General features: G+C 68.6%; 8 protein-coding genes. 6 read left to right on the top strand and 2 right to left on the bottom strand.

Going from position 1 to position 13,297, the window contains the following annotated elements:
- The first annotated feature begins 86 nt into the window (after nucleotides 1-86).
- From ald to CVV72_RS35975, 4 genes are all read left to right on the top strand, one after another.
- Complete coding sequence (ald, locus tag CVV72_RS35990) at nucleotides 87-1,202, top strand: alanine dehydrogenase (RefSeq protein WP_219148626.1); 1,116 nt, start codon at nucleotides 87-89, stop codon at nucleotides 1,200-1,202.
- A gap of 593 nt (nucleotides 1,203-1,795) precedes the next feature.
- The gene (locus CVV72_RS35985; protein ID WP_034309248.1) at nucleotides 1,796-2,959 is read left to right on the top strand and encodes an ABC transporter ATP-binding protein; all 1,164 of its coding nucleotides are present in this window, start codon (nucleotides 1,796-1,798) and stop codon (nucleotides 2,957-2,959) included.
- Nucleotides 2,959-3,843: an ABC transporter permease subunit gene (locus CVV72_RS35980; protein WP_219148624.1), complete on the top strand. Its 885-nt coding sequence runs from the start codon at nucleotides 2,959-2,961 to the stop codon at nucleotides 3,841-3,843. Before CVV72_RS35985 ends, CVV72_RS35980 begins: the two co-directional genes overlap by 1 nt.
- Nucleotides 3,844-3,967: 124 nt before the next feature.
- A complete protein-coding gene (locus CVV72_RS35975; RefSeq protein WP_219148622.1) occupies nucleotides 3,968-7,690 on the top strand; it encodes an ABC transporter ATP-binding protein in 3,723 nt (1,240 codons plus the stop codon).
- Nucleotides 7,691-7,933: 243 nt separating this feature from the next.
- Here the strand turns inward: CVV72_RS35975 and CVV72_RS35970 are convergent, their stop codons facing one another.
- Nucleotides 7,934-8,245, bottom strand: a complete 312-nt coding sequence (locus tag CVV72_RS35970; RefSeq protein WP_219148621.1) for a hypothetical protein — start codon at nucleotides 8,243-8,245, stop codon at nucleotides 7,934-7,936.
- A gap of 74 nt (nucleotides 8,246-8,319) precedes the next feature.
- On the opposite strand from CVV72_RS35970, the gene CVV72_RS35965 reads away from it, so the two are divergent.
- Entirely contained in the window at nucleotides 8,320-8,889 is a 570-nt protein-coding gene (locus tag CVV72_RS35965; protein WP_219148619.1) for a DUF4291 domain-containing protein, read from the top strand.
- Here the strand turns inward: CVV72_RS35965 and CVV72_RS35960 are convergent.
- On the bottom strand, nucleotides 8,886-9,152 hold the full coding sequence (locus CVV72_RS35960; RefSeq protein WP_219148617.1) for a hypothetical protein: 267 nt from the start codon (nucleotides 9,150-9,152) through the stop codon (nucleotides 8,886-8,888). The two genes, CVV72_RS35965 and CVV72_RS35960, sit on opposite strands and share 4 nt — an antisense overlap.
- Before the next feature lie 361 nt (nucleotides 9,153-9,513).
- Here CVV72_RS35960 and CVV72_RS35955 point away from each other — a divergent pair, with 361 nt between their 5' ends.
- On the top strand, nucleotides 9,514-13,236 hold the full coding sequence (locus CVV72_RS35955; protein ID WP_219148615.1) for a multifunctional oxoglutarate decarboxylase/oxoglutarate dehydrogenase thiamine pyrophosphate-binding subunit/dihydrolipoyllysine-residue succinyltransferase subunit: 3,723 nt from the start codon (nucleotides 9,514-9,516) through the stop codon (nucleotides 13,234-13,236).
- The last annotated feature ends 61 nt before the right edge of the window (nucleotides 13,237-13,297 follow it).

The raw sequence follows: 13,297 nt of genomic DNA, 5'->3' as shown, positions 1-13,297 counted from the left end.
CTGGGCAAACGATGACACCGCCGTCCGGGTGGCTCACCGTGAGTGGCAGCACCCTTGTTCGCAGACCCGCCGCCAGGAGGCCTTCCGTGCGTATCGCCGTCCCCCGTGAGATCAAGAAGCACGAATACCGGGTGGCGCTCACCCCGGCGGGCGTGCACGAACTGACCGGGCGCGGCCACGACGTCTTCGTCGAGACCGGCGCCGGCCTCGGCTCCTCCATCACCGACGAGGAGTACGTCGCCGCGGGCGCGAAGATCCTCGCGACGGCGGACGAGACCTGGTCCGAGGGCGAACTCGTGCTCAAGGTCAAGGAGCCGATCGCCGAGGAGTACCCGCGGCTGCGTGCCGACCAGGTGCTGTTCACCTATCTGCACATCGCCGCGGACCGTCCGCTGACCGACGCGCTGCTGGCCGCGGGCACCACCGCGATCGCCTACGAGACCGTGCAGACCCCGAACCGCGCGCTGCCGCTGCTCGCGCCGATGTCCGAGGTCGCGGGACGGCTGGCGCCGCAGGTGGGCGCGTTCTCGCTGATGAAGCCGAGTGGCGGCCGCGGGGTGCTGCCCGGCGGCATCCCCGGCGTGCACCCGGCTCGCGTGGTCGTCATCGGCGGCGGTGTCGCCGGCCTCAACGCGGCGCGGGTCGCGCTCGGCCTCGGCTCGGACGTCGAGATCCTCGACACCAACGTCGACCGGCTCCGCCAGATCGACAACGACTTCGGTGGCCGCATCCGCACGGTGACCTCCAACGCGTTGTCGGTGGAGCAGTCCGTGCTGGAGGCCGACATGGTCATCGGCGCGGTGCTCGTGCCCGGCGCGAAGGCGCCGAAGCTGGTCTCGAACGAACTCGTTTCGCGGATGCGCCCGGGCAGCGTGCTGGTGGACATCGCGATCGACCAGGGCGGATGCTTCGCCGACTCGCGGCCGACCACGCACGACGAGCCGACCTACAAGGTCCACGAGTCGGTGTTCTACTGCGTCGCGAACATGCCGGGCGCGGTGCCCCGGACGTCGACCTACGGGCTCACCAACGTGACGCTGCCGTACGCCGTCCAGCTGGCGGAGCACGGCTGGCAGAAGGCGCTGCAGGCCGACGCTTCGCTGGCGAAGGGCCTCAACACGCACGCGGGCGCCCTGACCAACGCGCCGGTCGCGGCCGCGCACGGCCTGGCCGCCACCGACCTGGCCGACGTCCTGGCCTGACCCCCGAGCCACACTCCCACGCGAGGGACCTATGCCACCCCGGTGCGCAAAGGTCCCTCGCTCCTTTTATGACAGCTTGACCAACTCTGGTACCGATGGTCACCAGGCCAGGGCGCTCTGCGCCCTAGGCCACCACCCCGCCAACCGGCGCCGACCGCGCCGCGGGGGTCCGGGGGGCTCGGCCCCCCGGGTGATACGACGAAGCCCCACCTTCGGGAAGACGCGCCAGCGTCGACCGAAGTGGGGCAAAGGGGCTGAGGGCGGCCCGCTCAACCAGCCTGGGGGTCACTGGGAGCGGGCCGCCTCCTACATCGTAGGTAATAAGTCGCCGTCGCGCTGCATGGGGTCGCCATGTCTTCCGAATTATTTGTTCACGGGTCACCTTGATGGTCGGTGAATTTCCATGCTCGACAGCGCATATCCGGTAGTCAGCGGCCATTCGGCGCAGTGACGGGTGCGCTGGAGGGCGGGCTCGTCACTCTGTCGAACGTGACGAAGGTCGCTTTCGGCGGATTGACCCCTTCCTCGGGTGCGGACTCACCCGGTGAGGCAGGATGTCGCGTGATCGGCCTTCGTCAACAAAAGGGGACGGTATGCACGACGGCAGTGGCCGCATCGCGGTGCAGAACCTGAGCAAGCAGTTCGGTGCGGTCAACGCGGTCCAGAATCTCAGCTTCACGGTGGAGCCAGGTTCGGTGACCGGCTTCCTGGGGCCCAACGGGGCCGGGAAGACCACGACGCTCCGGATGCTGCTCGGGCTGGTGACGCCCACGAACGGCACGGCGACCATCAACGGGCGCCCGCACGACCAGCTGGGGAATCCGGCGCGGGTCGTCGGTTCGGTGCTGGAGAACGAGGGTTTCCATCCTGGGCGCACGGCGCGGAATCACCTGCGCGTGTACTCGGCGGCGATCGGGATGCCGGATCAGCGGGTGGACGAGGTTCTGGGGCTGGTCGGCCTTTCGTCGGCGGCGGACCGCAAGGCGGGCGGGTTCTCGCTCGGTATGCGGCAGCGGCTGGCGCTGGCGACGGCGTTGCTGGGGAACCCGCAGGTGCTGGTGCTGGACGAGCCGACGAACGGTCTCGACCCCGAGGGCATCCTGTGGCTGCGGAACTTCCTGCGCGCGTACGCGCGTGAGGGGCGCACGGTGCTGGTCTCGAGCCACCTGCTGAACGAGGTGGAGCAGACGATCGACCAGGTCGTGATCATCAGCCAGGGCATGACGCGCTACAACGGCTCGCTGGACCAGTTGCGCAAGAGCAACCAGTCCCGGGTGCTGGTGCAGTCCGCCGACGCGAACGGCCTCGTCGCCGCGTTGCAGGAGGCGGGCATCACGCAGGTCTCGCCGATGCCGGACGGCCGGGTCGCGGTGTCGGGCGCGACGGTGCAGCAGATCGGTGACATCTCGGCCAAGGCGAGCATCGCGGTCTACGGCATGCAGGAGGAGACGGCGGATCTGGAGCGGATGTTCTTCCAGCTGACGCAGGGTCAGTACGCCGCGCCGCCGCCCGGGTTCCAGCAGGGCCCGCCGCCGGGCTACCAGGGTCCGCCTCCGGGTTATCAGGGCCCGCCGCCCGGATACCAGGGGCCGCCGCCCGGCTACGCGCCGCAGAACACACCGCCGCCCGGTTTCGCGCCGCCGCAGCAGTTCCAGCAGCAGGGTCAGCCGCCGCAGCAACCGCAGTACCAGCAGGCGCCGCCTCAGCAGCAGGCGCAGCAGCAGGGCCAGAACGAGGGCTGGGGAGGCCAGGGCTGATGGGCAACCTGATCAAGGCGGAGTTCCGCAAGACGCTCACGCTCAAGGCGTGGTGGGCGCTGATGATCCCCGCGGTGGTCTTCGCTTTCGCGTTCGCCCTGTTCTGGGGCATGGTCACCAACGATTTCAGCGACTTCCTCGGCCGCTCCGACACCCGTGAGCTGACCGAGGCGCTCGGTATCTCGACCGGTGAGCTGCCCGTGGGCCTGCTCGCCCTCGGGCACGGCATCAACATCGGCACGATGATCCCGATCATCTTCGGCGTCTTCGCCCTCGCCGGCGAGTACACGAAGAAGACGATCACCACGACGTTCCTCACCGCCCCGAACCGGGTTTCGGCCTTGAGCGCGAAGATGATCACCTACATCGCCTGGGGCGCGATCTACGGCGTGATCATCGTGGCCGCGGCGAGTCTCGGCACCGTGATCACGGTCGACAGCCAGCGTCTGCCGACGGCGGGCCAGTGGCTGGGCGTGCTCGGCGCCGGTGTCCTCGCCACGATCCTGGCGACCCTGTTCGGCATCGGGGTCGGCGCGGTCTGGCGCAGCGTGGTCGGCAGCATCATCACGCTGACCATCTGGATGCTGGTGGTCGAGAACGTGCTGGTGTTCGTCATGTTCGGCGCCGCCGACATCACCTGGCTGGGCGGCGTCCTGCCGAACGGCACGGTCAACGGCATCGTGGGCGCCATCGGTGCCGAGGCGTTCGGCGCCGCCGGCGTGAAGGTGCCCGGCCTGCAGGACGAGACGGCTTGGGCGCTCCAGTACGCGGCCGGTGCGCCCGGCGCGTTCTCGTGGTGGGCCTCGGCGCTGATCTTCTTCGGCTGGACGATGATCTTCTTCCTGGCCGGCTGGGCCGTGAACCAGAAGAAGGACATCACGTAAGTCACACTCACACGGTGACATGAAAGGCCCCTTCATTGCGAAATCTGCAATGAAGGGGCCTTTCATGTCATTCGGCCCTGCGCGAACCGGCCAGGTTGTCGGTGCGGACGCATAGGCTTGCGGGGTGACTACTGCTCCACCTCGTCCGCGTCAAGCCAGTCCGGCTCGTGAGACCGCCCCCGCGCCCACCGGAGGCTGGATCCGCCGCCTGGCCGCTTCGTGCTGGAAACATCCTTGGCTGGTCGTCCTCTCGCTGGGCGCGGCCATCATCGGCGTGGGGTTGCAGGCCGCCGGTCCGCTGCTGATCCGCGAGGCGCTGGACGACGCCGTCGCGGGCGACACCTCCCGGCTCGGCCTGCTCGCCACGGTGATGGCGGTGCTGCAGGTGCTGACGTTCGGCAACGCCTTCGCCCGCCGGTACGTCGGCGGGCGGCTGGCCCTCGACGTCCAGCACGACCTGCGCCGTCAGGTGTTCAACGCGGTCTCGCGGCTCGACGGCGGCAAGCAGGACGCGCTGCGCACCGGGCAGGTCGCCTCGCGCGCGATCTCGGATCTGCAGCTGGTCACGTCGGTCCTGATGCAGGTGCCGCTTTCGGCGGGTTCGGTGATCTTCGCGCTGCTGTCGCTCGGCGCGATGCTGTGGATGTCGCCGACGCTGACCCTGATCGCGATGGTGGTCGCCCCGGCGATCGCGATCATCATGGCGGTGAGCCGGAAACGGCTCTTCCCCGCGACCTGGGCGGCCCAGCAGCGCGCGGCCGACGTCGCACAGCAGGTCGAGGAGACCGTCACCGGCGTACGCGTCGTGAAGGGTTTCGGCCAGGAAGCGCGCGAAGTCGCGAAGATGGAGAAGACCGCGAAGAAGCTCTTCGCGGAACGCATGCGCGCGGCCCGGCTTTCCTCCTTGCCGACGGCCACGACGGCCGCGCTCCCCGCGGCAGGTCAGGTCGCGGTGCTGGCGGTCGGCGGCATCCTCGCGCTGAAGGGCGAGGTCAGTCTCGGCACCTTCCTCGCCTTCGCGACCTATCTGTCCATCCTGATCGGCCCGGCACGGATGATCTCCAGTCTCGTCGTGCAGGCCCAGCTGACCAGGGCGGGCGCGGAACGGGTCAACGAACTGATCGACGCGCAGCCGGACGTCGTCGACAGCCCGGACGCGCGGCCACTGCCCGAAGGCCCGCTCGGCGTCCGGTTGGAAGACGTCTCCTTCGGCTACACGCGGTCGGATCCCGTGCTCGACGGGCTCACCCTGGAGGCCCGGCCGGGTGAGACGCTCGCGCTGGTCGGCACCGCCGGCTCCGGCAAGTCGACGATCTCCTTGCTGCTCCCCCGGTTCTACGACGTGCACAGCGGCTCGGTCCAGGTCGGCGACCTCGACGTCCGCGACGTCCGGCAGCGAGACCTGCGCAGCGTCATCGGCGTCGTCTTCGAGGAGGCGTTCCTCTTCTCCTCGTCGGTGCGAGACAACATCGCCTACGGCAGGCCGGACGCGAGCGACGAGGAGATCCGCGCGGCCGCGCGGGCGGCGGAGGCGGACGAGTTCATCCAGCGCCTCCCCGAGGGTTACGACACGCTCGTCGGCGAGCGCGGCCTCACGCTGTCGGGTGGCCAGCGGCAGCGGCTGGGCCTCGCCAGGGCGCTGATGACCGATCCGCGCGTGCTGGTCCTCGACGACGCGACCTCCGCCATCGACACGGTCACCGAGGCCGCGATCCACGACACGCTGCGTTCGGTCACCGCGAGCCGGACGACGCTGCTGATCGCGCACCGCCGCTCCACCCTCGCCCTCGCCGACCGGATCGCCGTGCTCGACAAGGGCCGCGTCGTCGACGTCGGCACCGAGGAGGAGCTGCTCGCACGCTGCCCGTTGTTCCGCGAACTCGTCGCGGGCCCGGGCGACGACGTCGAAGAACCGCACCGGTGCGAAGGCCTGGACTGCGGCCCTGCGGGAATCACCCCGGCCTTGTGGCCGGAGCAGGACAAGGCCGACGAACTGGCGGGCGAGCGCAAGGGCTCCGGCGGCGAATGGGACGTCGACCTGCCGCCGAGCGGGGAACTCCTCGAAGGCGTCCGGAAACTGCCACCCGCCACGGACGTCCCGCGCCTGCCGGGCACCGATGTCACCGCGCCCGAACCGAAATTCCGCCTTGGCCGCCTGCTGAAACCGGTGCGCGGCCCGCTGGCCGTGGTGATCGGGCTGGTGGCGGCGGACGCGCTGGCCACCATCGCGATGCCCGCGCTGTACCAGTACGGCATCGACAGCGGGGTGCGCGCGGGAGCGGAGGCGGTGATCTGGCTCGCCGCCGGCATCGGCGCTTTGGTGATCCTCACGGACTGGCTGGTGGTCTACCTCCAGACCAGGATGACCGCGCGGGTCGGTGAGACGGTGCTGTATTCGCTGCGCGTCCGCAGTTACGCCCATCTGCAACGGCTCGGGCTCGACTTCTACGAACGCGAACTGTCCGGGAAGATCATGACCCGGATGACGACCGACGTCGACGCGCTCTCGACGTTCCTGCAGACCGGTGTCGCGCAGGCCGTGGTGAGCGCGCTGACACTGGTCGGGATCGCGGCGGCGCTGATGATCACCGACATCGGGCTGGCGGCGTACGCGCTCGCGGTGCTGCCGATCCTCGTCGTGGCGACGGTGATCTTCCGGCGGGCGTCGTCCAAGGCGTACACCGAGGCCCGGGAACGGGTCAGCGTCGTCAACGCGGACATGCAGGAGAACGTGAACGGGCTGCGCGTCGCGCAGGCGTACACCCGAGAGGAGCGGACGGCGGAGAAGTTCGCTTCCCGCAGCGACGAGTACCGGCGTTCGCGGCTGCGCGCCCAACGCTACGTCGCGACGTACTTCCCTTTCGCGGCAATGCTTTCCGGGTTGGCCGAGGTCGTCGTGCTGATCGTCGGCGCGAACCGGGTCGCGGCGGGCACGCTGTCGGCCGGTGTGCTGGTGGCGTTCCTGTTGTACCTCGGCCAGTTCTTCTCGCCGATCCAGCAACTGTCCTCGGTGTTCGACGGCTATCAGCAGGCGCGGGTCGGCCTGACGCGCATCGGCGACCTCCTGCGTACGCCGACTTCCGTTCCGCAGGCGGAGAACCCGGTGCCGGTCCCCGAACGGTTACGCGGCGAGGTCTCCTTCAAGGACGTAGATTTCGCCTACACCGCAACGGATGATCCCGCGCTCAAGCAGCTGAACCTGGAGGTCGCGCCCGGGGAGACCGTCGCCTTGGTCGGTGCGACGGGCGCCGGGAAGTCGACGGCGGTGAAACTGGTCGCGCGTTTCTACGACGCGACAGGCGGTGTGGTCCGGATCGACGGCACCGACATCCGCGAGTACGACCTGGGTGCCCTGCGCACGAGGATGGGCGTGGTGCCGCAGGAAGCGCATCTGTTCTCGGGGACCGTCGCGGACAATGTCCGCTACGGCAGGCCTTCCGCGACGGACGCGGAGGTCGAGGAAGCGGTGCGGTCCGTCGGCGCGCTCGACGGGGTCGCCGCGCTCCCTGCCGGTTTCCACCAGCCCGTCGGTGAACGCGGACGGTCCCTTTCGGCCGGGCAACGGCAACTCGTCGCCCTCGCCCGCGCCGAACTCGTGGACCCGGACGTCCTCCTGCTCGACGAGGCGACAGCGGCCCTCGACCCGTCCACCGAAGCCGCCGTCCTGCGCGCGACGGAACAACTCGCGCGCCGCCGCACGACCTTCGTGGTCGCGCACCGCCTCGCCACCGCCGCCAAGGCGGACCGGATCGTGGTGCTGGACCACGGCCGGATCATCGAACAGGGCACGCACGCGGACCTGGTCGCGGCGGACGGTCATTACGCGCGCCTGTGGTCCCTGGGCTGACAAGCCTCGTGAGTGGCAAGCCGGTCGTGTCGTCCGTCCAGTCACGCGTGTCGTCTGCCGGATCACGCGTGTCGTCCGTTCGGTCACGCAAACGCGACTCCGGCGGAAGGCGTTGCGAAAGCCACTTTCGCAACCTTCAACGTTGCGAAAGTGACTTTCGCAACCCGCCTTCCCGCAGAACCGCACCGAATCAGGCCGCAACGACGTCGTGAGCGGCGATTCGGATCCAGCCAGGAAGACCGCTCACGCGGCGGAGAGATCCAGCTGGAATTGCGCCCCAGGAACCGAAGGCTCCCATCCTCGCGCCAGCGCCAGCCTGATCGCCCGTTCGACATCCGAAGGCAGCACGGCCTTCGACGGCACCCCCATGTAGTTCAATGGATGCGCGTGATCCGTCTGGACCACCAGCACCGCACCCCGCGCGTCCTCCTGTTCCACCCCGTACGAAAGGAAATATCCACCGTCCTGTGCGTAGGTGGGCTTCCGCCGGACGATCCACCGATATGCGGTCTCGTCGACCACGATCCGTCGCGAACCTTTGCGCAGCAATGCCATGAAGCCAGCATGAACCGGCGGGCAAGGGAATTTCGGTCGTGGGCGCCCACTGCACCTGTCATGCTGAACGGCAAATGAAAGAAGAGATCCCGGCGCGGCAGATCCGCGCCGTGTACACCGAAACCACGATCCGCGTCTATCAGGCGTACTCGCCGGCCATCGCCGACGCCGCGCTGAAGGCGGCCACCTTCGTGCCGCCCTTCAAACGCGAACGCATGACCTGGATCAAGCCGTCCTTCCTCTGGATGGCGTACCGCTGCGGCTGGGCCGCGAAACCCGGCCAAGAGCGCGTACTCGCCCTCGACATCACTCGCGAGGGTTTCGCCTGGGCGCTCGACCACGCCGCGCTCAGCCACTACGACCCCGACGTCCACCCCGACCTGAAGACGTGGCAGGACGAGGTCAAGGCCAGCCCGGTCCGCATCCAGTGGGATCCGGAACGCAGTATCCGGCTCGGCGCCCTGAAGCACCGTTCGCTCCAGATGGGCTTGAGCGGCGAAGCCGTTGATCGCTATGTCGACAAATGGATCACGTCGGTCACCGACGTCACCGAGGTCATGCGCGAGATCGGCGCCCTGGTCGCGGCGAACCGTATCGAAGACGCCGAAGCGCTGCTACCCGCGGAGCGTCCGTACCCCGGCTAAGGCCGCCACTTGAGGCCGCTCATCCCGGCGACCTCGAGGTCCCGAGGCGAAGCCCAGCGGACGGTCCCCGGCCGGACATGCACCCCGGCCGTCACCGTCCAGTCCGGCTCGTCGGGCTCGACGTGCTCCATCTCCTTGAAGTCGGCGAGCGTCGGCCAGACGGCCGAGCACGAGTCGCACATCAGCACGACCTTGCCGGACTCGGTGACCAGCGGGCGCACACGCCCCTCGTCCCAGAACGACGGGCACTCGTCGAGCCACATCGGCTGCCACCACCTCGCGGGTGATCGGCGGCCGGCACGACACCGGCCGCATCCTCCACCCAGCGAAGCCCCCTGACGTGAACTCCAGGCTGTCCGGGCACGACGTCCCAGCCAACCTTTACCGACGAGACAGTGACCTGACCTGCACGGACAGTGAAAACGGCAGCAAAGGTCCCCCGCTCCCCCGCAGGAAGCGGACGGCGCATATTTTCGGTCTCTTGATCGAGACAGTGACCCATCACCTAGTGCGCCACGCCTCACACAGGCCAGTTCCATCACACGGCCGCGACCGAGGGGGTTAGCCTGGTAGGCGCATCAGCGGTGTTCAAGATCTCGAGACGGATAGAGGCGAGTCCAAGCCGTGTCCAGCAGCAGCCCTGCGTCACAATTCGGCCCCAACGAGTGGGTCGTCGAGGAAATGTACGACCAGTTCCTTGCCGACCCCAGCTCAGTCGATGCCGCCTGGCACGACTTCTTCGCGGACTTCAAGCCAACGCAGGACGCGCAGGCGAAGGCTGACGACGCACGTCAGACCACCGCGGAGGGCAGCCCGGACATGAACGGCCAGGCCGCCACGCCGACGCCGCAGACGGTCCGCAACGCCGAGTCCGCCGCGAAGCAGACCGCCCCGGCCAAGGCTGCGCCGAAGACGGCCCCGAAGACCGAGGCGAAGGCCGCGGCCCCCAAGGCCGCCCCCAAGGCGCCCTCCGCGCAGGCCCCCGCCGAGAAGGACGCCGAGCCGGAGTCGAAGCAGCTCCGCGGCGCCGCGGCGGCGATCGCGAAGAACATGGACGCCTCGCTGTCCGTGCCGACGGCCACGAGTGTGCGCGCCGTCCCGGCGAAGCTGATGGCCGACAACCGCATCGTCATCAACAACCACCTCAAGCGCACGCGCGGCGGCAAGATCTCCTTCACGCACCTCATCGGGTACGCGATGGTCCGTGCGCTGAAGAACTTCCCGAACATGAACCGGCACTACCAGCTGATCGACGGGAAGCCGTTCGCGGTCACGCCGGAGCACGTGAACTTCGGTCTCGCGATCGACATGAAGGGCAAGGAAGGCTCCCGCACGCTCGTCGTGGCCTCCATCAAGGCCACCGAGAACATGACCTTCATGCAGTTCTGGCAGGCCTACGAGGAGATCGTCAAGAAGGCCCGCAACGGCAAGCTGACCGCCGACGACTTCGCCGGCACGACGATCTCGCTGACCAACCCCGGCGGCATCGGCACGAACCACTCGGTGCCGCGGCTGCAGGCGGGCCAGGGCGCGATCATCGGCGTCGGCGCCATGCAGTACCCGGCGCACTTCGAGGGCACCAGCGAGAAGGCCCTGGTCGACCTCGGCGTCTCGAAGATCATGACGCTGACCTCGACCTACGACCACCGCATCATCCAGGGCGCGGAGTCGGGCGAGTTCCTCAAGCGCATCCACGAGTTGCTGCTCGGCGAGGACGGCTTCTACGACGACGTCTTCACCAGCCTGCGCCTGCCCTACGAGCCGATCCGCTGGGTCGCCGACATCCCGGACGGCCCGGTCGACAAGACCGCGCGCGTGATCGAGCTGATCGACGCCTTCCGCATGCGCGGTCACCTGATGGCCGACACCGACCCGCTGAACTACCGGCAGCGCAGCCACGCCGACCTCGACGTCCTCTCCCACGGCCTGACCCTGTGGGACCTGGACCGCGAGTTCCCGGTCGGCGGTTTCGCCGGCCAGGAGCGGATGAAGCTGCGCGACATCCTCGGTGTGCTGCGCAACTCGTACTGCCGCACCGTCGGCATCGAGTACACGCACATCCTCGACCCCGAGGAGCGCCGCTGGATCCAGGACCGCGTCGAGATCCCGCACGAGAAGCCGGACCCCGCCGTCCAGAAGTACGTGCTCTCGAAGCTCAACGCCGCCGAGGCGTTCGAGACCTTCCTGCAGACCAAGTACGTCGGCCAGAAGCGGTTCTCCCTCGAAGGCGGCGAGACGGCGATCCCGCTGCTCGACACGCTGCTGGACAAGGCCGCCGAGCACGAACTCGACGAGGTCGTCATCGGCATGCCGCACCGCGGCCGCCTGAACGTGCTCGCGAACATCGTCGGCAAGCCGATCGCGCAGATCTTCCAGGAGTTCGAGGGCAACCTCGACCCGGGCCAGGCGCACGGTTCCGGTGACGTGAAGTACCACCTCGGTGCCGAGGGCAAGTACTTCCGCATGTTCGGCGACGGCGAGACCAAGGTGTCGCTGACCGCGAACCCGTCGCACCTGGAGACCGTCGACCCGGTCCTCGAGGGCATCGTCCGCGCGAAGCAGGACATCCTCGACAAGGGCGACAGTGACACAGGGGGCTTCTCCGTATTGCCTGTCCTGATGCACGGCGACGCGGCCTTCGCGGGCCAGGGTGTCGTGGCCGAGACCCTGAACCTGGCGCTGCTGCGCGGCTACCGCACCGGCGGCACCGTGCACGTCATCGTCAACAACCAGGTCGGCTTCACCACCGCGCCCGAGAACTCGCGTTCGAGCCAGTACGCCACCGACGTCGCGAAGATGATCGGCTCGCCGATCTTCCACGTGAACGGCGACGACCCCGAGGCCGCGCACTGGGTGGCCAAGCTGGCCGTCGACTACCGCCAGGCGTTCCACAAGGACGTCGTGATCGACCTGATCTGCTACCGCCGCCGCGGCCACAACGAGGGCGACGACCCCTCGATGACGCAGCCGGCGATGTACGACATCATCGACACGAAGCGTTCGGTCCGGAAGACCTACACCGAATCGCTGATCGGCCGCGGCGACATCTCCGTCGAAGAGGCCGAGGCCGCGTTGCGCGACTTCTCCAGCCAGCTGGAGCACGTGTTCAACGAGGTCCGCGAGCTGGAGAAGCACCCGGCGAAGGCCAGCCCCTCCGTCGAGGAGGAGCAGCAGGTCCCGGCGAAGGTGCCCACTGCGACCACCACCGAGGTCATCGAGCACATCGGCGACGCGTTCCTCAACGTGCCCGAAGGCTTCACCCCGCACCCGCGGGTCAAGCCGGTCATGGAGCGCCGCCACAAGATGTCCCGCGAAGGCGGCATCGACTGGGCGTTCGGTGAGCTGCTCGCCTTCGGTTCGCTGGCCATGGAGGGCCGCCTCGTCCGGCTGTCCGGCCAGGACTCCCGCCGCGGCACCTTCACCCAGCGCCACTCGGTGCTGATCGACCGCAAGACCGGCCAGGAGTACTCGCCGCTGCAGAACCTGGCCGACGGCCAGGGCCGCGTGATGATCTACGACTCGGCGCTGTCCGAGTACGCGGCGGTCGGCTTCGAGTACGGCTACTCCGTGGCCAACTCCGAAGCGCTGGTCATGTGGGAAGCGCAGTTCGGCGACTTCGTCAACGGCGCGCAGACCGTCATCGACGAGTACATCTCCTCCGGCGAGGCCAAGTGGGGCCAGCTCTCCGACGTCGTGCTGCTGCTGCCGCACGGCCACGAAGGCCAGGGCCCGGACCACACCTCCGGCCGCATCGAGCGCTTCCTCTCGCTGTGCGCCGAGGGCTCGATGACCGTCTCGGTGCCGTCCACGCCGGCGAACTACTTCCACCTGCTCCGCCGTCACGCCCTCGACGGAGTCAACCGGCCGCTGGTGGTCTTCACCCCCAAGTCGATGCTGCGCAACAAGGCGGCGACTTCGGCGGTCGAGGACTTCACCGGCCAGTCGAAGTTCATGTCGGTCATCGACGACGCCGACGTCGACCCGTCGAAGGTGCGCAAGGTCCTGCTGACCTCCGGCAAGCTGTACTGGGAGCTGGTGGCCGAGCGCACCAAGCGCGAGGCGAACGACATCGCGATCGTGCGGGTCGAGCAGTACTACCCGCTGCCGAAGAAGAAGCTGCTGGCGGCGCTCGAGCGCTACAACGGCGCTCCCGCGGTCTGGGTCCAGGAGGAGCCGGAGAACCAGGGTGCGTGGCCGTTCTTCGGCCTGAACCTGCCGCGGAAGCTCCCGGAGGTGTTCTCCAGCCTGGACGTCGTGTCGCGTCGTCCGATGGCGGCGCCGTCGGCCGGTTCGTCCAAGGTGCACGAGGTCGAGCAGAAGGCGCTGATCGCGCGGGCCTTCGACTGATCGCCTAGAAGTCCGTGAAGGCCTCCTTCCCTACTCTCGAGGTAGGGAAGGAGGCCTTCAT

It is taken from the genome of Amycolatopsis sp. TNS106 (genome assembly GCF_019330265.1).
In the GTDB taxonomy this organism is placed as follows: domain Bacteria; phylum Actinomycetota; class Actinomycetes; order Mycobacteriales; family Pseudonocardiaceae; genus Amycolatopsis; species Amycolatopsis lurida.
The sequence above is the reverse complement of the archived record's forward strand: the minus strand, read 5'-3'. Positions and strand labels throughout refer to the sequence as shown.

Bases quoted from the DNA above. Each gene is read 5' to 3' on its own strand.
- CVV72_RS35985 (WP_034309248.1), top strand. From the start codon at position 1,796: ATGCACGACGGCAGTGGCCGCATCGCGGTGCAGAACCTGAGCAAGCAG.
- CVV72_RS35980 (WP_219148624.1), top strand. From the start codon at position 2,959: ATGGGCAACCTGATCAAGGCGGAGTTCCGCAAGACGCTCACGCTCAAG.
- CVV72_RS35970 (WP_219148621.1), bottom strand. From the start codon at position 8,245: ATGGCATTGCTGCGCAAAGGTTCGCGACGGATCGTGGTCGACGAGACC.
- CVV72_RS35965 (WP_219148619.1), top strand. From the start codon at position 8,320: ATGAAAGAAGAGATCCCGGCGCGGCAGATCCGCGCCGTGTACACCGAA.
- CVV72_RS35960 (WP_219148617.1), bottom strand. From the start codon at position 9,152: ATGTGGCTCGACGAGTGCCCGTCGTTCTGGGACGAGGGGCGTGTGCGC.